Source organism: Pseudomonas sp. MOIL14HWK12:I1 (assembly GCF_000510705.1).
In the GTDB taxonomy this organism is placed as follows: Bacteria; Pseudomonadota; Gammaproteobacteria; order Pseudomonadales; family Pseudomonadaceae; genus Chryseomonas; species Chryseomonas oryzihabitans.
Window position 1 is genome coordinate 547,584 of sequence record NZ_KI783307.1, and the last position, 19,237, is coordinate 566,820.

Sequence of the window (19,237 nt, forward strand, 5' to 3'; positions counted from 1 at the left end):
CTAAGCCGACCTATCGTGAGTGGCTATACTGCCATGCAGATCCTTGTACCGCTGCATGATGTCGATCACCAGCAAGTTTATCGCCAGGATCTGCATGGCCCGGGTCACCGACACGTACAGCAGGTTCAGCTCATCGTCGCGGCTGGCCCGATCGATCTCGGGTGCAAGCGGATCCGCACTGAAATCGTCGTACAGCCCCACGAAGTCCCACTCCAGGCCCTTGGCCTTGTGCGCGGTCGTCAGGGTGACCGTGGCATCCAGCTCGCTGGCCACCGCGCAGCGCCGTAGCTGCTCGATCCGCTTGGGCAGGTCGAAGTAGGCCTCGATGATCCGCACCGAGCGCTGCATCTCCGGATCCTGGGTAGCCTTGGCGATCTCCTCGTATTGCTCGAAGTCCCGGTAGTCGCGCAAGAGCTTCTTCTGCTGCACCAGATCATTGCGGCCTCGGCTGAACTGGAACAGATCCTCGAGCTCGCGCAGCGAATAGCTGTCGATCCCGCCAATCCAGAACATGCGGTGACCACCCTGTTTCTCCAGGCGCAGGGCGTTCTCGATCACGCCGCTGACTGTGCGATGCAGCCAGGTCCGGTGCGCGAGGTCCTCAGGCAGCGAGCGCTTCACCAGGGTGCGCTGGCCGAGGCCCTGCAGCTTCACCGTCTCACCCTTGAACGACAGGATGACGTTGGCCACATGGGCCACGGCGGGGCCGAAGCGGAACGACTGGGTCAGGTAGTGCTTCTCGGCATCGGCCATCCAGGCCGCGCTAAGGGCATCTTGGGCACCGCGAAAGCGGTAGAGCTGCTGGTGGCGATCGCCCACCATCACCTGGATGGTGCGCTGCCGCTGCACCAGGTCGGCGATTACCGGGTTCACGTCCTGGCCCTCATCGAGCAGGATGGCGCCGAAGCGGTTGGACAGGTCCGGGCGGCTCATCTGGTAGAGCTTGAGGTAGCCGTCGTGGGTGATCTGCACGCCGGCGTCCTGCAGGTCGATCATGCGCTTCCAGACGCTGATGGCCAGCCCCACTACCTAGGTGATGCGCAGTACCAGCAGAGCGCCGAGAGTGATGAGCAGGGCAAGTACCTGCAGCGTCAAGGTGCTGCTCTGGATGGTGTCGCGCGTCCAGCCGATGAACAACGGCACGGTGGAGGAGACGATGCTGCTCACGGAGCTAATCAGTCCGCTGTCGGTGGCCAGAGTCCGGTGGCTGAGAAAGGTCAAGGTAGTTGCTGGAATTGCGGCAAAGCGGCGCCGGAGCCCATGCAGGTGAGCACTAGGCCAGCCAGTATTACAATCAGCGTGGCTATGAGCAGGAGCACGGCTAGGTGCCAGCGCCACTCGCAATCAGCGCATTCTTTTTTAGTAGTAGATCGTCTGGATCGGCATCTCTTTGCCTCGCTTCTTACGGCCGCTACCGTTTGTCTTTTCGTTCTTCCTGTTTGCGCACTGGGATATATCGCTCCCTCACTCATGACGTGAATTAGAGCGGACTGATATTTTTTTTATATATATCGAGCTGTTTTAAAGTATTGGGCAAGTCGGTGGCTTTAGCTGATGCTCAGTAGCGAAAGGCATGTTCGCCTGTCTTAAATAGGCCGCGGATTACTATTTCTCGGTCAAACAACAAAAATAACTGATGACGCGGGAATTTTCCCGTGATGGCTGCCTGCATGTCCAGATGATTGGGCCTGTGCTCGGCGGCTATCGAGGTACACGATGATGTCCCGAACTGCTCTGTATCTGTATGCCGCGGGTCTGTGCAGCCTGGTTGCGCTTGGGCTAGGTTTGGCGCTGGGGCCTTCTAACTGGCTGTGGCGGCCGCTATCGGGTGCCGCCGAACATCACCTGACGCCATTGGCCGCCTGGCATGGGCGCTTGATGGTACTGACCTGGGGGCTGTTATTTCCTGCAGGCATCCTGATCGCTCGATACGTCAAGGTCACACCACGACAGCGCTGGCCTGATGAGCTGGATAACAGGCTCTGGTGGCGTCTGCACTTGCTTCTGCAAAGCCTAGGTAGCCTGCTCATGCTTCTGGCGCTCGGCCTTATTTTGGTCGCCGCGCAGGGCGCGTCGAGCCTGGCGCGCTGGCATGCGCTGGGGGGGTGGGGCCTGGTCGCCGGTGTAGTCATCCAAGTCGTCGGCGGACGCTTGAGAGGCACCAAAGGTGGACCGGGCATCCCGGGAGATCACTACCTCATGACTCCTCGCCGCTTGGTTTTCGAATACGTCCACAAGACGCTGGGGTGGTTGGCCTTGGTGCTGTCCGTGCCCGTCGTTCTGGCTGGGTTGGTAGTGGCCGATGCACCGCGCTGGATGTTCCTAGTGTTGATTCTATGGTGGACGACCTTGGTCATTCTAATGATCGCTCTACAGCGGCGGCGTGGTTGCTTGGATACATACCAAGCTATCTGGGGGCCGGCTGACTGTCACCCCGGTAACCATCTGAGGCCCATAGGGTGGGGCGTATTTCGCCACCCTGAACGAGAGACATCTATGCGGCCGGAAATTCAATCGTGTGCACGCTTCGTGCGCGGCTAGCAACGCTTTAACTTGCTGTTATCGCCATTTTTCTCACAATAAAAAGAGCATGCCATGGCCACGACTAATCTGCTGTTGATCGGTTTGTTATCGATCCTGTCGCTGTTGATATTGATCATTCCCTTGAAGTTGCCACCTTTCATCGCCTTGATCAGTGTGGCCACCGCTACCGCGCTGGTATCCGGCGTCGCACCAGCGCAGTTGGCGCAAGCCGTGGAGGGCGGGCTGGGTAAAACACTGGGGCATGTCTCTGTGATCATCGCTCTCGGTGCCATGGTCGGTCGGATGATTGAAATCTCCGGAGGTGCCACGGCGCTGTCGCGACTGCTAGTCACCCGCCTGGGTAGTCATCGGGTGTTGCTGGCGCTGGCCCTGGCGGCCTTCGCGGTCGGTGTGCCAGTGTTCTTCGAGGTGGGCGTCATCATGCTCATCCCTCTGGCCGCGGGACTGGCCACGGAACGGCAATGGCCGCTGTATCGGCTCGGCCTGCCCATGTGCGGCGTCCTGCTGGTGGTTCACGCCCTCTTGCCGCCTCACCCGGGCGCGGTCGCCGTTGCCACAGCCTTCGGCGTGGAAGTGGGCAGGGTACTCGCCTTCGGTTTGCCGATCGCTGCCATGACCTGCGTACTTCTACTGATCACGGGGCGGCGGTTGTTCGAACGCTCCTACCGGGCCAGTGCTTTCGCCAGTGAACCCCAGGCTCCGGTGGCCGGCCTGGTAGAAGAGCGGCCCGCGGCGGGACGGGTAGTGTTGGTGATCGTCTGCCCCATCGTGCTGATCCTGCTGGGTGTGCTAGCCCCCAGCCTGCCACTGCCGCCCGCGATGCGGGCCACCCTGGAGGTCCTGGGGGTGCCTTATGTGGCTTTGCTCGCGGACGTCTTTCTCGCCATGGGACTCTTGGGGTTGGCACGGGGCATGCCGCTCCGTGACGTATCCGCACAGCTCGCGGCGGCTATCCCTGGCATTGCGATGATCATCCTCATCACCGGCGCGGGCGGCGCCTTCGCCAGCATCATGGTACAGACCGGCATCGGTGCGGCGCTGGCTACTGCCATGCAGGCCACCGGACTGCCGATCCTGCTGCTTGCCTACCTCATCACGCTGATGATCAGAGCCGCCCAGGGCCCCACCACCGTAGCCCTGATGACCACCGCCGGTATTATCCTGCCGATGATCCAGACACTGGGCCTGAACCCCAACCAGACCGCGCTGGTTGGGCTGGCTATGGGCGCTGGTGGCATCGGTCTATCCCACGTCAACGATGCTGGCTTCTGGATCGTCACGCGCCTGCTCGGTTTGAGCGTCGCCGACGGCCTGCGCAGTTGGACCCTGCTCACCACCCTGGCCAGCCTGTTTGCCCTGGGCTGTATCGCGTGCATCTGGCCGTTCGTTTGACAGATCAAGGAGCTTTCGCGATGTCGGAATCCACCGTTACCTTGTTCGATGCCCGAGGTGCCGCGCTGCAGCACGCATGCCGCCCGCTGGAACACCTGGCCAGTGGCGCTCTGTGGAGTGAGGGGCCGGTCTGGTTGCCCGCCGAGCAGGCGCTGCTCTGGAGCGACATTCCCAACGATCGCATGCTGCGCTGGAGTGCAGTGGATGGCCTGAGCGTGTGGCGGCAGTCGGTTGGTTTTGCCAATGGCCATGCACTAGCAGCGGACGGGGCGGTCCTGCATTGTTCCCACGGCCACCGGGCGATCTTGAAAACGCCATGTCGGGACGGCTGTTTGGCCGACACAGAGGAGGTATTGGTTGACCGCTACCAGGAGCGTCGTCTCAATTCCCCCAATGACCTGGTGGTCAAGCGCGACGGGACAATCTGGTTCAGTGATCCGCCCTACGGAATCCTCTCAGATCGCGAGGGCCACCTGGCGCCCCAAGAGCAACGTCACCAGTACGTCTTTCGCTATGATCCCGCGGACGGCCAACTGGACGTGGTCAGCGACTTCGTCGAGGACCCCAATGGCCTTGCTTTCTCGCCGGACGAAAGCATCCTCTATGTCTCCGATACCTCGGCCGCGCGCCGCGCCGACGGGCGCCATCACATCGTTGCGTTCGACGTTATCGCTGGTCGCTCGCTGGTTAATCCGCGAATCTTCGCCGAGGTGGGGCCTGGCCTGCCAGATGGCTTCCGTGTCTCGCGCAATGGCTGGCTTTATACCAGCAGTGCCTGTGGCGTGCAGGTCTATCATCCCGATGGTACCCGGCTGGCGCTCATTAACGTCCCCGAGATGGTCGGCAATCTGACCTTCGACGAGCACGAGCAAGCGCTCTATATCCTGGCGACCACCTCGCTCTATCGCGTTGCCTTCGATCAGCCGGCTCATACGCTAGGATGAATATCCAGGAGCGTCGCCTATTCCGCGGGCGCCAGCAGCGACTGGGCTTGCTCACGCAAGGCCTGCACGCAGGGCGAAGGCTCGCGATAGGCCAACGCCAAGGCATAGGGCAGTGGTGTTCCAGCGCCTTCGAGTTCACGCCAAGCCAATTCCGCAGTCTGCCGCCGGGCGTACTGGCGTGGCATCAGGGCGATGCCGAGCCCCGCGGCGACCAGGCCGGCGGTGGTCTGCATCTGCCTCGAATGCTGAGCCACCCTAGGCACGAAGCCGGCCTCGGCACAGCCGAGCAGGATGCGGGCGTACATGCCCGGGCCATCATGAGGGGCGAACAGGATCCAGGGTTCCAAGGCGCAATCGGCGAGGCCGAGTGTCGGGTGCTCGGCCAGGTGATGCCCCAAGGGCAGCGCCACCACCAAACGATCCTCGAACAACGGATCGAACTGGATGTCGCCGGTATCGGCGACGGGCAATACCAGCACTCCGGCGTCGAGCCGATCCTGGCGCAGCAGCTCGAGTTGTTCTGGTGGCGTCGCCTCCAACAGCTCTATGGCTACGTGAGGATGTTGCGCCCGGTAGTGGCGCAACAGGCGCGGCAGCAGGCCACCGACCTGGCTATCGACGCAGCCAATTCTCAACGACCCAGTCAGACCCGCTGCCGCCTGGCGCGCCGCACTGCAGGCGCGCTCGGCTTGGGCGAGGGTTCGTCGGACTTCTAGCAGAAACAGGCTACCGGCCGCGGTGAGGCGAGTGGAGCGATTGTCGCGCTCCAGCAAAAGTACGCCAAGTTCCTCTTCGAGGCGGCGGATCGCCGTACTTAGTGGAGGCTGGGCCATATTGAGACGCTCCGCTGCACGTCGGAAGTTGAGTGTCTCGGCCACGGCCACAAATTGGCGCATCTGACGCAGATCAATCATCGGCACACTTCTTATTATCGCGATTATCAGCCGAGTATGCGCTGGCGTTCGGCGACCTGCCTAGGGCCTGAAGCGCCCGTGCTAGACATAACCGTAGGCTATGTACCTATGAGCAGCTTTGATTGGACGGTTATGGCAGACAATGGCGATAGTCAGTGCAGAAGAACAACTGAGCAAAGCCTCCCATGAACATCGCCCTTCGAGTTTGTAGTGCCCACGCATGGGTAGCGCAAGCCTATTCATGGTCGCGCCGCATATCTCAGCATCATGACCTTTCCGGTAACTAAGCCCTGTAGCGCTCTCCCCAGCAGCCAATTTTCGCTGCGTTTTTACTGTTCCGAGGATTTTCTATGACGACTTCTTCACTGCCCCGACTAGCCGTAGTTCTAGGCGACCCGGCGGGCATCGGTCCTGAGCTGATCGCACGTCTGTTGTCTGATCCGGCAGTCCGTCGCAGCGCGCACATCATCCTGATCGCTGATGAGGACGAAGTGCGTAACGGTATGCGCATTGCTGGCTGCAGTTTCTCTTACAGTGCCATTGACTGCCTCGATGCACTAGATTTCGAAGACGGTCTCCCCCTGCTATACCCGTATCGCGGAGCCGCCGAAGGTCGCTTTCCACGCAGAGAACCTAGTGTAGTCGGCGGCCGCTACAGCCTGGACACTCTAGCCGTCGCCCTTGACCTGACCAAAACCGGCTACACCGATGCCATCCTCTTCGGCCCCCTAAACAAGACCTCGCTGCATTTGGCAGGCATGGACCACAGTGACGAGCTGCACTGGTTCGCCGAGCACTTGAACTACCAGGGACCATTCTGCGAATTTAACGTGCTCGACGACCTCTGGACCTCGCGGGTGACCTCCCACGTTGCCCTCAAGGACGTCCCAAACCTGCTTAGCCAAGAGCGGGTGATCGAAGCCATCAAACTGATCGATAACGAGCTCAAACGCAGCGGCCTGGCACGGCCGCGTATCGGTGTCTGCGGCCTCAATCCGCACAATGGCGACAACGGCAGCTTCGGCCGCGAGGAAATCGACATCATCGGCCCGGCTATAGAGCGCGCAAAGGCGCTGGGCATTGACACCGATGGCCCCTATCCCGCTGACACCATCTTTCTCAAGGTGCAGGGCGATAACCGCGCCTTCGACGCGGTGGTGACCATGTACCACGACCAGGGCCAGATCGCGATCAAGCTAATGGGGTTCTCCCGCGGCGTGACGGTGCAGGGCGGTTTGCCCATTCCCATCGCCACGCCCGCCCATGGCACCGCCTTCGACATTGCTGGTCTGGGTAGCGCCAACGTTGGCGCTACGCGCCAAGCGTTCGAGGTCGCCTGTCGCATGGGTAGCACGAAACGCTAAAGGTTTGTCCCTCCACAACAACAAAAAAGGAGTATCACTATGGGTGCTATTGCCCGTCGTTTGGCTGTCTCGCTCGCGAAGGAGCTACGGCCATGAGCAGCCTTACTAAAGAATCTGGCCTGTCCGCCGCAGCTAAGGTTGATGCGCAGGTGCCCCAGCAGCGCTGGCTCAGGGTCATTCCGCCTATCCTTATCGCCTGCATAATGTCCTACGTTGATCGCATCAGCATCGCGTTTGCCATGCCCGGGGGCATGGCCAGCGATCTGGGAGTGTCGGCTAGTATGGTCGGACTCGCGGGCGGTATCTTCTTCATCGGTTATCTGTTCCTGCAGATTCCGGGTGGCAAGATCGCCGTGCATGGCAGTGGTAAAGCTTTTATCGGTTGGTCACTGCTGGCCTGGGCGGTCATTTCAGTGCTCACCGGTCTGGTACGCAACGAATACGAATTGCTGTTTCTGCGCTTTGCACTAGGCGTAGCCGAAGGTGGGATGTTGCCAGTGGTGCTGACCATGGTCGCGAACTGGTTCCCAGATCACGAGCGTGGCCGCGCCAATGCCATCGTCATCATGTTCGTCCCTCTTGCGGGGATTATCAGCGCACCGCTCTCTGGTTGGATCATCGCGGTCTACGATTGGCGAGTGCTGTTCATCAGTGCTGGGATTGTCTCGGCCCTGGTCATGGTGATCTGGTGGCTTACCGTGAGCGACCGCCCTCAGGAGGCCAAGTGGCTGTCCAGTACTGAGCGCGACTATCTGGTTCAGACCCTTAGTGCCGAACAGGAGCGTCTGCGAGCTCAAGGCCAGGCCAAGCAGTCGCTGATCCAGATCTTGCCGGAGCGCACGCTGTGGCACCTCATCGCGGTCAACTTCTTCTACCAATTCGGCATCTATGGCTACACGCTGTGGCTTCCTAGCATCCTCAAGGAGCTTACCCATAGTGGCATGGGCATGGTTGGGATGCTGGCCATCCTTCCCTATCTCGCCGCGCTGGCCGGGATGTTTCTGTTCTCGAATCTATCGGACCGCACAGGTCGCCGGCGCCTGTTCGTTTGCCTGCCGCTGGCTGGTTTCGCTACCTGCCTGTTCCTGTCCGTCCTTCTGCATGAGCACCTCTGGCTGGCCTACGCCGCCTTGGTAGGTTGCGGCTTCTTTCTGCAGTCGGCCGCCGGGGTGTTCTGGACTATTCCACCGCGGTTGTTCAGTGCCGAGGCTGCCGGTGGCGCTCGCGGCCTGATTAATGCGCTGGGCAACCTGGGAGGCTTCTGCGGCCCATATCTGGTCGGTGTCCTTATCGTGCGTTTTGATCAAGGCGCCGGAGTGCTCTGCCTAGCGCTGTCCCTAGCGATGGCATCTGTCCTCGCGCTAGCGCTGCCTAAACGTTGCGAAAGCTGATCCGTCCCTATTAATTCGGAGTGAACTATGAGTCGTGAAATCCTGTTGCTGGTAGAAAAGTGTGCCCACACCTTCAGCTTCTATGACGTTGAAAGCGGGGAGGCCCTGGAGCATATTCGCCTGCCCGAGTTTCCCCATGAATTCGTGGTGGATTCGGCCAATCGCTACGCCTATGTCGGCCACTACGGCATCGAAACTTCCAGCCACCAGGGGGAGGGGGGCTGCTCGGTATTCGTCATTGACCTGCAAGAGCGCAAGCATGTCCGAACCCTCAATCTATGGCCTTTTCGTCGTCCCCACGGCTTGGCGCTGGACGAGCATGGTCGCCTCTATGTGCTCAGTGAGGCCGACTCCACTCTGCTGATCTTCGATGAGCCGGAGCGCCGCGACGTCCCTGATCGCGCCATACCCTCAGGCGGCTACAAGAGCCATCTGGTGGCCCTGAGTCGCGATGGCGAGACGGCTTTCGCCCTCAACCTACTGAGCAACACCGTTACCCGTCTCGCGCCCCAGGATCCGACCCGGGCACCCGAGCCGCTGCAGCCCGGCAGCCGCCCGGAAGGCAATTGCTTCAGCCATGACGAGCGTTTGCTTTACGTCAGCACCCGCGGGGACAACGGTATCGTCGCCATCGATACTCGAAGCCTGGAAATCGTCGCCCGCGGTCGCACGGGTAGTGATCCGACGCGCATCTATCGCGACCGCCGCGACCGGCTCTATGTCACCAACTATGGCGAAACTTCGCTGTCGGTGTTCGACGAGCGCCTGCAACCACTTGGGCGCATCGAGCTTGAGAGCACTGCTATCGCCATGAGTCTGCATCCCACCCGTGATCTGGCCTTTGTGACCCTCAAGGACCAGCGTGTAGGTATGCTTGATCTGGAGACCTGGCAGATGCGCCGCTACTTCAACACCCTGCTAGAGCCGGATGTGTCCCAGGTCATAGTGGTATGACAGTGCGCGCCCTGATCGACGCCCACCATCACCTTTGGGATCTGGGCCGACTGAACTATCCCTGGCTGCAGGGAGAGGGCGAGCCGGGCTTCTTTCTCGGCGATTACCGGGCGCTGCGTTGCAACTACCTGCCTGAGGACTTTCAGCGTGATGCCGTTGGCTTACGACTGCTGGGATCGGTGCATTGCGAAGCCGAGCACGCCCGGAGCGATCCGCTTGCCGAAACGCGCTGGTTGATCGAGCAACAGGCACGCATTGGCTTGCCCAGCGTCTTGGTGGCCTGGGCACCGTTGCTGGACCCCAGTGCCGAGCAGGTGTTGGAGGTTCAGGCTCAGTCGTCGTTAGTACGCGGCATCCGCTACAAACCGGTGACGGCCCGCAGGCCCCATGACGCCGAGTCTATTCGCGGCCAGTTGGGCAGCTTGCAGGATCCTGCCTGGCACGGAGCATTGGAGATGTTGCAGCGTCTCGGCCTGAGCTGGGATCTGCGCGTACCTTGGTGGCATCTGGAAGAGGCTGCCACCCTCCTCGAAGCACATCCTGGTTTGACCGTCGTACTTAATCACACAGGCCTACCCTGGGATCGTAGCCCCAGTGGGCTGGCACTCTGGCGACGGGGCATGAGTGCCCTGGCGCGGCTGCCACAAGTCGCGGTCAAGGTCTCCGAGTTCGGCTTGCCCGAACCCGGCTGGGACGTGGAACAGAATTGCCGTCTGGTGCGCGACACCTTGGAGCTCTTCGGTCATGAGCGTTGCATGTTCGCCAGCAACTTCCCGGTGGCCGGCCTGCGTATCGGCTATGCCGAACTGGTGGCGCATTTTGAGAATTTTCTAGCCGAGGACAGACCGGAACAGCGTGAGGCCTTCTTCTGGCAGACCGCTCAACGGGTTTACCGCATCCCTTTAGCGCCTCCTGTCCCATAACAGTGAAGACAAACACTGTAGCTTTGCCATTTCCTCAAGTTATTGATGCATGCGAGGAATTGATTAGTACCGGCTTCATCTTGCTCCTACAGTCGACAGACATGCTTCGGCGTGAACCTCTAAGAATCCAGGAGCCTCATCGTGAAAATTACAAACGTCCGTACCCGCGTCTTCGAATGGAAAGGCAAGGTCGTCCCGCCCCAGCCGCACTTCTGCACCAACGCTACCGACATCCTCTATGAGCGCGGCGACGCCATGGGCTCCTTCCGCTTCCACGGCTGGCTGGTGGTGGAGATCGAAACCGACAGCGGCCTGGTCGGCCTCGGCAACTGCGCCTTGGCGCCGCGGGTGGCCAAGGAGATCATCGACCTGTACCTGACGCCCATCGTCATGGGCCAGGATCCCTTCGACAACGAATACCTCTGGCAGAAGATGTATCGCCGCACCCACGCCTGGGGCCGCAAGGGCATCGGCATGGCCGCCATCTCCGCCGTCGACCTGGCGCTCTGGGACCTGATGGGCAAGGCGGTAGACAAGCCGGTGTTCAAGCTGCTGGGTGGCCGCACCAAGGAAAAGATCCCCTGCTACGCCTCCAAGCTCTACGCCAACGACAACCTTGATCTGTTCCTGGAAGAAGCCCAGGGCTATCTCAACCAGGGCTTCGACGCCCTCAAGATGAGATTCGGCTATGGCCCCAAGGACGGTCCGGCTGGCATGCGCCGTAACATCGAGCAGGTCCGCGCCCTGCGCGAACTGGCCGGTCCCGACGTCGACATCATGCTGGAATGCTACATGGGCTGGACCCTGGAATACGCCCGCCGCATGCTGCCCAAACTGGCCGAATTCGAACCGCGCTGGTTGGAAGAACCGGTCATCGCCGATGACATCGAAGGCTACGTCGAACTCAAGAAGATGGGCATCATGCCCATCTCCGGCGGCGAGCACGAATTCACCTCCTACGGCTTCAAGGACCTGCTCGAACGCCGCGCCGTGGACGTCATCCAGTACGACACCAACCGTGTGGGCGGCATCACCGCCGCGCGCAAGATCAACGCCCTGGCCGAAGCCTGGTCGGTACCGGTCATCCCCCACGCCGGTCAGATGCACAACTACCACCTGACCATGGCCAGCACCGCCTCGCCCATGGCCGAGTTCTTCCCGGTGTTCGACGTGGAGGTAGGCAACGAACTCTTCTACTACGTCTTCAAGGGTGAACCCCAGCCCGTCGGCGGCTACCTGCAACTCGACGACGACAAGCCCGGCCTGGGCCTGGAGCTGTCCGAAGAGCATCTCAAGGACTTCGACGTTATCGAGTAAAAGTATTAGTCCGAAACCTAGTCGCCTGCGCGAACGCAAGAAAGCGGGCGAAGTGGCGGCCGTCCAGGGCCAGGTCGGCGCTGGCCATGAAGGTGCTGAGCGTATTGACGACGTCTCTGGCCAGCTCCCAGTCCTGGGTGTTCAGCACTCGGGCGACCTCAGTGATGCGCAGGTTGCCGGCCCGCTTGTGCTGGCACTGGGTGCCATAGACCGCGTAGGCCAGGCCGTGGGCGGTCTTGCAGGTGACGTTGCGCGGAAAGCGATTCTTCGCCGCCATCTCCACCGACTTGTTGTAGCAGAGGTAGGGCATCTGCACGTCCGCATGGGCGCTGGCGTAGCCCACCAGGGTGGTGGTCTTTCCGGTGCCGGCAAAGGCCTGGATCTGCAGCTTGCGGGCGTTTGACGCGATGGCGGGGGCTTGCTCAGGGGTCCACTGCATGGGGTAACTCCAGATCGGCTGGGACAGGGATTCAATACCACCCCTGCATATTGATGGCGTGAGGGCGCTCCTTGTGGCCAGGTTGCGGCCGCGGAGCAGGCCGACGACTACAGGTACTTCTTAAATGAGGCGGTCGTGAGGTTCACTGACAGGGCCAGCAGGGCGGCACAGGGCAGCAGTACCAGGAGCGGGCTCACGCTGAACGGCAAAGCGAGGTAGAGCGACCAGGGCAACAGGGCCAGCGGCAGCATGGTGCTGCGGGCCTTGTGGTAGAAGTAGCTCGACTCGCGGCCGGCGCTGAACTTGCGGATGTCCCGCCGCACCAGGCCGTCGATGAAGCCAACCAGGGCGGCCATGGCAAAGAGCGGCACGGCGAGCACCAGGATCACCAGGCGCACGCAGAACACCAGCACGGTGAAGAGGGCAGACAGGCCGTAGGTCTGCACAGTGGTGATGCCTTGCGCGGCCATGTAGCGCAGATCCAGCTCGCCACGTGGGCCGGCGGCGGCCAGCTGCTGCATCCCAGTCAGCCAGTGGACCAAACCCGTCTTCACGAACAGCCAGTCGTAGAGCAGCCCCACCAACCAGGTCGCCGTGTGCCCGGGCTCCTGGACGACAACGCTGGATAGAAACCCCTGCGACAGCCAGGCCAGTTCGTGATCGAGCATGCCCTTGGCGTGGTGCCAGCCAGCCCCTGGCCAGAGGAAGTAGAGGCAGAGCCAGTCCACCAGGATGGCGCCGCCCAGGGATAGGAACATCACGCCGATGAAGTGGAAGGGGAAGCTGAGCACCGACCCGATGAAGGTCTGCTCCTTGACCTGTTGCTGCTGGGCGCGCTGGGCGACGTCGGCCATTAGCGGCATCCTCTGGGGTGGTCATGATCAAAGCTGGCGGTCATGCAGCATCTCCTTCGTCAGCGGCGCCTTGGGCCATCTGCCGGAAGTCGTCCTGCAGGTCCAAGGGCAGGTCGTCTGCGACACGGCGCTGGCCTGGAGCCTCCCACCACTCACTGCCGGTGGCCTGGCCCACCTGGTAGGCCTTGCGCATCTTCTCCGCGAGCTCCTGCAGGTCCTTGGGCATCGCTTCATCCGGATCCACCGCCGGCAGCGGCATCCGCACCTTCCACAGGTTGCCGCCCTCGATCAGCGCGTAGCACTGGCCCTTGGGTAGGCCCACCACATGGGCGGGCTCCAGCATGGGCACGCTGGTGGCGCTGAGCTGGTCATGGGTGTTGGAGGTGAAGGCGGTCTTGCCGTTGACGGCGTCGCTCGCGCTGCTTGCTGGCGTAGCGGTGAAGACTTGCACCTTGGGCAACTGGTTGGTCAGCAGCTCAGCCGTCGCCGTCTCGCGGACCCGCAGCATGAAGAGGTTGTTGAAGTTGCCGATGATCTGCCCGGCCTTGGCGCGGTTGCCGATCTTGGCCTCGATGTCGGACAGGGTCTGAGTGTAGGCCGTCACCTGCAGACCGGCGCCGCCACCCTTGTTGATCATGGGGATGAACTCATCGCCGATCAGCTCGTTGAATTCGTCGGCGTGCAGGTTGATGGCCACCTTGCCGCTGGCCTCCCCGGGCAAGCCATCATCGATGCCGTACTTGTAGATATGGCCGGCAACCGAGACCAGGTCGGAGAACATGGAGTTACCAACTGCCGCGGCGACCTCGGTGTCGGAGAGGGCGTCCAGGCCGACGTAGACCACAGCGCGTTTGCGCACCACCTGCATCCAATCGAAGATCGGTCGCGGGTCATTGACGTCGTGGTAGTCCGGGGCGATCAGTTCGGCCATGCGGCCGGTGGTGAGTTTCTCCAGCAGGGGCAGCAGCGAGGCGACGATCTTGTCGAAGTAGGTCTTGTCGTAGCGCACGGCGCTGCGCAGGCCGTCCATGACCGGATCCATCACGCGAGTCTGGTTGAGGTACTGGTCGATGGCGATCACGCGCAACGGCCGCCCCTTCATGTTGAAGGGCACGTTCTTTTCGTTGAGCTTGCTCTCGATGAAGATGATCTTCTCCCAGGCCTTGGGGTCGTGCTCATCGAAGTATTTCTGGGCGTATTCCAGGAACAGCCCTTCGATGTTGATCACGTGCTGCTGGATCTGCAGGTAGTCCGGCCGCCGGCCGAGGGCGACCAGGGCCCGAGCGATGATGTTGACGAAGCGCCAGGCGAATTCCTTGAATGCCGCCGAGTTGCCCTCGCTGGACAGCTGGCCCGCGACGCGGGTGGCCACCTCCGAGATCCGGCCGAAGCGGCCCACCGCGTTGTAGCGGGCGGACTGGTCCGGCCACCCCAGGTGGAAGACATAGAACTCGTTGGTCCGGCCGGCGCGTTCGCACTCGACGTACATGCGCTTGAGCAGGTCGGCATCGCCCTTGGGATCGAAGACGATCACCACCTCATGCTGGCCGCGCCGCTTGCGACGGATGTCCTGGGTGATGAAGAGCTCGGCCAGGCGCGTCTTGCCCACCCGAGTGGTGCCCAAGACGATCGTGTGACCCACTCGCTCGCCCAACGGCAGGGTGACATCGTGCTCCTCAGGTTCAATGCCGTGCAGGCGCGGCAGACCGCCCACCGGAGGCAGCGGTCGGAACGGGTTCGCGGCGTTATCCCAGGCGGTGGCCTTGGCCAGCAGGGTGAGCGGGAAAGGGGCGAACTCTAGGCGCGCCTCGAGGCGCCGGGCCCTGTTGGTCCACTCCGACGGCTCGACGTAGGGGGCGTACTGCGGCAGATAGGTGTCGACCAGGCGCTGGGTGTGCTTCTGCTCCCAGCGAAAGCCCTTGCCGATGAACAAGCGCTCGTTGCTGACCGGGATCTCCTTGCTGGTCATGCTGTAGAACGACAGCCGCCGGATGTTGCGCCGGTAGCGCAGCACGCGCAGCGCCTGGCGGAAGCGGTAGGTGCCGAAGGCAAGAAAGGCGACGGCCGTGACCAGACCGAACAACGGGGTCAGGGCGACGGCCCAGGGCGCGAATACGCACAGGAAGGCCATGGCCAGGCACACCTGCACGGTGTAGAGCTCCACCGCAGGCCGCAGCAGCGTGTCCAGGGCATGATTACGAGCCATGGTCAGCGCTCCAGCTCGCCAGCGCCTGGCAGCGGCAGGGCCGCGGCGTGCTCTTTGCGGATAGCCTCGGCTTGGCCACGCGGCAGCGCTGCTTCGAAGCGCTCGCAGAGGGTGATCTCATCGTCCATAGAGCGGCCGGTGATCTCGCCGCCATGGAGGTCGACCAGAACCTCCACGTCACCTGCCAGGGCGGCGCGTGCTTTCTGGTGGTCAGGTAAGCGAATGACCATCGTCAGATAGTAGGAAGCCCCTGACCGTGTTGGGCCGAAGGTGACGGGGTAACTGAGGGATTCGTCCTGAGATGGACTGGCGCCATGCGCATTCGGCTTGGAGGCATCATCAGCGGCTGAGTGTGGAGTCTGAGAGCTGGGCACTGGGATCTCCTATTGCTCAAGGGCGGTTGGGGTGATGAGTACGGGGTAGTGGTTGAGCCCGAGGCGGGCAGCCAGGTCATCGCCAACGGCGGGGCTGATGGCCAGCCCAGGGGCCCAGCTGCGGATCGCGGCCAGGCGCTGCGCGCTGGCCACATTGACCGCCAGGCCAGCGGCGCCGAGTCGCTGAAGAGTCTCGCCACGGCTGGCCAGCCACTGGCGAGACAGGTCGTCGTCGCCAATCAGGAAGAATGGCTGCAGGCCAGGCGCGTTCAGCGCGCGCCCCTGGACCGTGCCGGGGGTGAGCCGCTGCGATCGCACGGGGAAGCCCAAGGCCTGGGCAGGCTGTGGTAGCGGCGCTTGCTGCTGTGCCTGCATCGGCTCCGGATTCAGGCTTTGGTAGTAGGGCAAGGCGGAGACGCCGCCGCGGTCTTCGACCACGGTGAGGCTGGTGGCCTGGGCGGCCAGCGGCAGGGTCAGGATGAGGAGTGAGAGGATCTGCTTCATGGATTCGAGGCCAGCAATGTCATGCCGGTGACCCGGCTCAGGTGTTTGGCGAAGAGCTCGCGGTACTTGGCAGCGGGGGCGCCGCCGGCGGGACGGTGATAGCGGCCAGCGACGTTGATCCAGTCGCCGCCCTGGGCGCGCAGCTCGGCAAGCATTTGCGCTGCGACTTCCAGGTTTTTGTAGGGGTTGAGTGCCTCACAGGGCGAGACGCCGCGGCCGAAGCGATGGCCGTTCCAGCCCATGTTGACCTGTGCGATGCCGACGTCGACGCGCTTGGCGCCGGCGGTGCTCAACGCGACCAGCAGCGCAGTGCAGGCATCAGCGCGGGTGGCGAAGCGATAGCCGGCGCCGGCGACATTGAGCGTCCAGGGCCAGGGGACCAGCTGTGCGCCCCTGCCGCGCAATCGGGTACCACTCTCCTGCAGGGCTACCGAGTAGAGGACCTCAGAGGGGATGCCCGCCTGATGGGCAGCCAGTTGATAGGCCGGGGGCGGTGTCTCGGATGCCAGTACCCCCGCCGCGATCAACTGCAGGAGGAGGCCGGCGGCGAGCGCCCTGGTCATTGCCGTAGCCATTGCCCATTCACCTCGCGGACAACGGCCGGCAGTTCGCCGCCCAGGCCCAGCTGGACCCAGCGGCCGGCGTCGTGGTTGAGCGTGATCTGCCGTCCGCGCACCTTGGCCGGATCGACCCCGGCGAGCACGGCCCAGCGGCGGATACGGGCATCGTCGTTCTGACTGCCGATCAGGTAGAGGTCGAACGCCTGGCCAGCGCTCTGCAGTGTCTGGACCCGCTCGATGCAGGCGGCGCAGCTATCGGTCACGAACACGGCGAGCCGCCCATTACCGCGCACAGCTGGACTTGCCTGGGGCGCTGCCTGGCCGCCGGCTTGTACCGGCTGCATGTTCGGGTAGAGGCGATTCCAGGCGTCGCGGTAGGCCTGGTCATAGGCCAGCTCCTTCTGCACCCGCTGCGCCTCGGCGCGAACCTGCAGCTCGGCATAGCGGCGCCGCTCGGCATCGGACTGGGCTTCGATGCCCAGGGCGGTGAGCGGATCCAGGCCAGGTGAGTAGACTCCACGGCTGCCCTGCATCAGGGTCCGGTAGCGCTGGAATTCCTGACTGCTCAGGCCCCATTCCTGGGCGATGGCGCTGTCGTTACGCTGGACCGCGCTTTGACGCTCAGCGCTACCTGTTTCGCCGGAGAAGACTTGGGGGGCGACAAGGTCTGCGGTGAGTGCCGGCGCGGATGGCGAGAGCAGGATGAGGGCGATCGCAAGGCTCGCCGGGAAGAGAGGGGACTGGGGGCGCATGAGTTGCCTCTACTACTTGACGGAAAGGGTGCGGGTCGCGCCGTCGACGCTGAACTGCGCCTGGCGGTCGTCGAGGTTGGCCAGCCGCCAGCGGGTGCCGCCGACGTTGTCTCCTGGGCGCACCAAGGAGAGCTCGCTGAGCTGGGTGCTGCCGGGAGGCGCGACCGCAAGGAAGCGCTCACCGCCGCGGTACTCGATGCCGACGACAGTGAAGGGGGGAGGGGTGTCGACCGGCTTGACCGGCTCGGACTTACGCGCGATCGCCGGGGCGCTGCGCTGCTTGGGGACGATAAGTGGGGGCGGCGCCTTGGCCGGCTCCACTGCTTTTTTGCGCAGGTCCCCCAGGTCGTTTTGCAGTCCTTCCAGCTTGGCCTCGAGCACGACCAGGTCGCCCGCCTGGGCCATTCCCTGCAAAGCGGTCTGGTTGGCGCGCTGGATCTCCACCAGCATGGCCTGGGCGGTATCGATGCGCTGCGACAACGCCTGTTGGCTCGCCCGGAAATCCGCATCCTGGACTGGCTTGCCGCCGGCGAAGCCATCCATCTGATCCTGCATCTTGTCCAGACGCTGGGTGATGGCATGCACCGTGTTCTGGTCAGCCGTGGCGTTCAGGTCGCGATTGACATGGGACAGCTCAACGTAGAGATACAGGCACGCACCAGACAAGGCTGAAAAGCCGGTCGCGACGAGTGTTTGCGATAGGGAAGGGCGCTTCATAGGAGACCTCGCACAGGATGCCGTGCACGGTCGCAGAAGCGCTGAAGGGGGTCAGTAGGAAACCTTATCCAGGTCTCAGGAGGTTAGGTTTCGGGGTTCAACAGCCCATAGATCGCCCTTCGGCCAGGTGCTGAGAGCGGGCAGGTTATGATGCGCGCTTTGGCTGAGAGGGCTACCAAGGTGCTAGTGATTCGGCTGGAAAAAGGTAGCGTGATCAATCTGGAGCGCCAGGTGAGTACCTCGAACGGGTACGGCATCTGGGAATACCATCGGAGCCAGAGCTCGACGATGTATAGGCCCGACTTCACCGTTTATCGTCACGTGGCGATAAAGCCGGCCGATCCACAGGCTGGGCAGCAGGTGAGCGTGGCGATCTGCCTTCCTGGTACCCCTGAAAATGAGTGGAAGCCATTCCGGACCGGAGTCGCCAGCTTTGACGGCGTGTGATATTGCTGGTGTTCTGGTGGGGTAAACTTGTATCGGAGAGGGCTATGAATAACGACCAATGGTCAAAGCGCGCAGCGCACTTGAAGAAGGGCTACCGAATCTCATTTTGGTGTGCCTTCGCAACAATTTTCTCAATGATCACACTTGTCTTCGTTGCAGAGCTCAGCGGTCACCCGCTTGACCAGCGGGGCCTCGCTGAGGATTTTGCTCCTCTCATCGTCATGCTCATCGGCGTTGCTGCTGTTTGTCAGCTCGGACACTCGTTAGTCAGAGCTAAGCTAGACCAGTCTAATTAATAGAACGCGTATAGGGGGTTGCCGTGACTAAAGAAGTGATCTTGGCGCAGGAGCAAGAAGATTTCGAGGAGGGCTTGAAGGACCAGAAGAGCCGCGAGGCAGCAACCTTGGTCTTTAAAGGGGCAAGCCGCTCTTTAGCGGTATCGACAATCAACGATATCTATGCCGCACAGGCGGACGCGTCTCCAAGCGAGTTTTTCTATGACGACAATGGTCACCCCGAATACTTCGGAGACGGTATGCAGCTGCCAACCGTTGACGAGACACTCGGTAAGCCAGGCCAGCTAAATGTTATTGCGCGAGAGTTAAGGGACACATACTTCCCGTAAGGCAGGCAACCGTAGA

At 62.2% G+C, this 19,237-nt stretch carries 19 protein-coding genes and 2 pseudogenes; 10 read left to right on the top strand and 11 right to left on the bottom strand.

Translation table 11 applies throughout. The features are described 5' to 3' along the window. Window positions 1-984, bottom strand: a pseudogene (locus PSEK12I1_RS23730) (3'-5' exonuclease); the annotation flags it as partial. Between the two features lie 45 nt (window positions 985-1,029). Next, window positions 1,030-1,167 (bottom strand): hypothetical protein, encoded by a 138-nt coding sequence (locus tag PSEK12I1_RS24590; protein ID WP_155951368.1) that lies wholly within the window; start codon window positions 1,165-1,167, stop codon window positions 1,030-1,032. A gap of 552 nt (window positions 1,168-1,719) precedes the next feature. On the opposite strand from PSEK12I1_RS24590, the gene PSEK12I1_RS23735 reads away from it, so the two are divergent. Genes PSEK12I1_RS23735 through PSEK12I1_RS0112605 form a run of 3 tightly spaced genes read left to right on the top strand, consistent with a single transcriptional unit; the run spans window position 1,720 to window position 4,880 of the window. Continuing rightward, on the top strand, window positions 1,720-2,541 hold the full coding sequence (locus PSEK12I1_RS23735) for a cytochrome b561 domain-containing protein (RefSeq protein WP_197027412.1): 822 nt from the start codon (window positions 1,720-1,722) through the stop codon (window positions 2,539-2,541). 54 nt (window positions 2,542-2,595) lie between these two features. Beyond that, on the top strand, window positions 2,596-3,936 hold the full coding sequence (locus PSEK12I1_RS0112600; protein ID WP_027601736.1) for a gluconate:H+ symporter: 1,341 nt from the start codon (window positions 2,596-2,598) through the stop codon (window positions 3,934-3,936). A gap of 20 nt (window positions 3,937-3,956) precedes the next feature. Further along, window positions 3,957-4,880 carry an SMP-30/gluconolactonase/LRE family protein gene (locus PSEK12I1_RS0112605; RefSeq protein WP_027601737.1) on the top strand — a complete coding sequence of 308 codons (924 nt, stop codon included), beginning with the start codon at window positions 3,957-3,959 and terminating at the stop codon, window positions 4,878-4,880. Window positions 4,881-4,897: 17 nt separating this feature from the next. Here the strand turns inward: PSEK12I1_RS0112605 and PSEK12I1_RS0112610 are convergent, their stop codons facing one another. After that, on the bottom strand, window positions 4,898-5,794 hold the full coding sequence (locus PSEK12I1_RS0112610) for a LysR family transcriptional regulator (protein WP_027601738.1): 897 nt from the start codon (window positions 5,792-5,794) through the stop codon (window positions 4,898-4,900). 350 nt (window positions 5,795-6,144) lie between these two features. Here PSEK12I1_RS0112610 and PSEK12I1_RS0112615 point away from each other — a divergent pair, with 350 nt between their 5' ends. The 5 genes from PSEK12I1_RS0112615 to PSEK12I1_RS0112635 all read left to right on the top strand — a co-directional run bounded on the left by PSEK12I1_RS0112615 (window position 6,145) and on the right by PSEK12I1_RS0112635 (window position 11,743). Then, window positions 6,145-7,158, top strand: a complete 1,014-nt coding sequence (locus tag PSEK12I1_RS0112615; RefSeq protein ID WP_027601739.1) for a 4-hydroxythreonine-4-phosphate dehydrogenase PdxA — start codon at window positions 6,145-6,147, stop codon at window positions 7,156-7,158. 92 nt (window positions 7,159-7,250) lie between these two features. Beyond that, window positions 7,251-8,549: an MFS transporter gene (locus PSEK12I1_RS23740; RefSeq protein WP_051399105.1), complete on the top strand. Its 1,299-nt coding sequence runs from the start codon at window positions 7,251-7,253 to the stop codon at window positions 8,547-8,549. A gap of 27 nt (window positions 8,550-8,576) precedes the next feature. Then, a complete protein-coding gene (locus PSEK12I1_RS0112625; RefSeq protein ID WP_027601740.1) occupies window positions 8,577-9,503 on the top strand; it encodes a YncE family protein in 927 nt (308 codons plus the stop codon). A gap of 2 nt (window positions 9,504-9,505) precedes the next feature. Beyond that, window positions 9,506-10,426 (top strand): amidohydrolase, encoded by a 921-nt coding sequence (locus PSEK12I1_RS23745; RefSeq protein ID WP_231500997.1) that lies wholly within the window; start codon window positions 9,506-9,508, stop codon window positions 10,424-10,426. A gap of 141 nt (window positions 10,427-10,567) precedes the next feature. Continuing rightward, window positions 10,568-11,743, top strand: a complete 1,176-nt coding sequence (locus tag PSEK12I1_RS0112635; protein WP_027601741.1) for an L-rhamnonate dehydratase — start codon at window positions 10,568-10,570, stop codon at window positions 11,741-11,743. Between the two features lie 40 nt (window positions 11,744-11,783). Here the strand turns inward: PSEK12I1_RS0112635 and PSEK12I1_RS0112640 are convergent. From PSEK12I1_RS0112640 to PSEK12I1_RS0112675, 8 genes and pseudogenes are all read right to left on the bottom strand, one after another. Beyond that, window positions 11,784-12,182, bottom strand: a pseudogene (locus PSEK12I1_RS0112640) (DNA helicase); the annotation flags it as partial. A 107-nt stretch (window positions 12,183-12,289) separates the two neighbouring features. Further along, window positions 12,290-13,036, bottom strand: a complete 747-nt coding sequence (locus PSEK12I1_RS0112645) for a TIGR03747 family integrating conjugative element membrane protein (protein ID WP_027601743.1) — start codon at window positions 13,034-13,036, stop codon at window positions 12,290-12,292. 40 nt (window positions 13,037-13,076) lie between these two features. Next, complete coding sequence (gene traD, locus PSEK12I1_RS0112650) at window positions 13,077-15,242, bottom strand: type IV conjugative transfer system coupling protein TraD (RefSeq protein WP_027601744.1); 2,166 nt, start codon at window positions 15,240-15,242, stop codon at window positions 13,077-13,079. Between the two features lie 2 nt (window positions 15,243-15,244). Further along, entirely contained in the window at window positions 15,245-15,418 is a 174-nt protein-coding gene (locus tag PSEK12I1_RS24775) for a hypothetical protein (protein WP_155951369.1), read from the bottom strand. Window positions 15,419-15,625: 207 nt separating this feature from the next. Beyond that, window positions 15,626-16,120, bottom strand: a complete 495-nt coding sequence (locus PSEK12I1_RS0112660; RefSeq protein ID WP_027601745.1) for an integrating conjugative element protein — start codon at window positions 16,118-16,120, stop codon at window positions 15,626-15,628. After that, window positions 16,117-16,695: a transglycosylase SLT domain-containing protein gene (locus PSEK12I1_RS0112665; RefSeq protein ID WP_027601746.1), complete on the bottom strand. Its 579-nt coding sequence runs from the start codon at window positions 16,693-16,695 to the stop codon at window positions 16,117-16,119. The genes PSEK12I1_RS0112660 and PSEK12I1_RS0112665 overlap by 4 nt, the downstream gene beginning before the upstream one ends. Continuing rightward, on the bottom strand, window positions 16,680-17,432 hold the full coding sequence (locus tag PSEK12I1_RS0112670; protein WP_051399106.1) for a TIGR03759 family integrating conjugative element protein: 753 nt from the start codon (window positions 17,430-17,432) through the stop codon (window positions 16,680-16,682). Before PSEK12I1_RS0112670 ends, PSEK12I1_RS0112665 begins: the two co-directional genes overlap by 16 nt. A 12-nt stretch (window positions 17,433-17,444) precedes the next feature. Then, on the bottom strand, window positions 17,445-18,149 hold the full coding sequence (locus tag PSEK12I1_RS0112675) for a hypothetical protein (protein WP_027601748.1): 705 nt from the start codon (window positions 18,147-18,149) through the stop codon (window positions 17,445-17,447). Window positions 18,150-18,359: 210 nt separating this feature from the next. Between PSEK12I1_RS0112675 and PSEK12I1_RS0112680 the strand changes: the two genes are divergently transcribed. After that, window positions 18,360-18,596: a hypothetical protein gene (locus PSEK12I1_RS0112680; RefSeq protein WP_231500998.1), complete on the top strand. Its 237-nt coding sequence runs from the start codon at window positions 18,360-18,362 to the stop codon at window positions 18,594-18,596. A 319-nt stretch (window positions 18,597-18,915) separates the two neighbouring features. Next, window positions 18,916-19,221: a hypothetical protein gene (locus PSEK12I1_RS0112690; protein WP_155951371.1), complete on the top strand. Its 306-nt coding sequence runs from the start codon at window positions 18,916-18,918 to the stop codon at window positions 19,219-19,221. The last annotated feature ends 16 nt before the right edge of the window (window positions 19,222-19,237 follow it).

What these genes read in the sequence shown, in the direction of transcription:
- PSEK12I1_RS0112600 (WP_027601736.1), top strand. Translation starts at nt 2,596, where the DNA reads ATGGCCACGACTAATCTGCTGTTGATCGGTTTGTTATCGATCCTGTCG.
- PSEK12I1_RS23740 (WP_051399105.1), top strand. Translation starts at nt 7,251, where the DNA reads ATGAGCAGCCTTACTAAAGAATCTGGCCTGTCCGCCGCAGCTAAGGTT.
- PSEK12I1_RS0112670 (WP_051399106.1), bottom strand. Translation starts at nt 17,432, where the DNA reads ATGCGCCCCCAGTCCCCTCTCTTCCCGGCGAGCCTTGCGATCGCCCTC.
- PSEK12I1_RS0112610 (WP_027601738.1), bottom strand. Translation starts at nt 5,794, where the DNA reads ATGATTGATCTGCGTCAGATGCGCCAATTTGTGGCCGTGGCCGAGACA.
- PSEK12I1_RS0112665 (WP_027601746.1), bottom strand. Translation starts at nt 16,695, where the DNA reads ATGGCTACGGCAATGACCAGGGCGCTCGCCGCCGGCCTCCTCCTGCAG.
- PSEK12I1_RS0112675 (WP_027601748.1), bottom strand. Translation starts at nt 18,149, where the DNA reads ATGAAGCGCCCTTCCCTATCGCAAACACTCGTCGCGACCGGCTTTTCA.
- PSEK12I1_RS0112615 (WP_027601739.1), top strand. Translation starts at nt 6,145, where the DNA reads ATGACGACTTCTTCACTGCCCCGACTAGCCGTAGTTCTAGGCGACCCG.
- PSEK12I1_RS23735 (WP_197027412.1), top strand. Translation starts at nt 1,720, where the DNA reads ATGTCCCGAACTGCTCTGTATCTGTATGCCGCGGGTCTGTGCAGCCTG.
- PSEK12I1_RS0112625 (WP_027601740.1), top strand. Translation starts at nt 8,577, where the DNA reads ATGAGTCGTGAAATCCTGTTGCTGGTAGAAAAGTGTGCCCACACCTTC.
- traD (WP_027601744.1), bottom strand. Translation starts at nt 15,242, where the DNA reads ATGGCTCGTAATCATGCCCTGGACACGCTGCTGCGGCCTGCGGTGGAG.
- PSEK12I1_RS0112605 (WP_027601737.1), top strand. Translation starts at nt 3,957, where the DNA reads ATGTCGGAATCCACCGTTACCTTGTTCGATGCCCGAGGTGCCGCGCTG.
- PSEK12I1_RS0112645 (WP_027601743.1), bottom strand. Translation starts at nt 13,036, where the DNA reads ATGGCCGACGTCGCCCAGCGCGCCCAGCAGCAACAGGTCAAGGAGCAG.
- PSEK12I1_RS0112660 (WP_027601745.1), bottom strand. Translation starts at nt 16,120, where the DNA reads ATGAAGCAGATCCTCTCACTCCTCATCCTGACCCTGCCGCTGGCCGCC.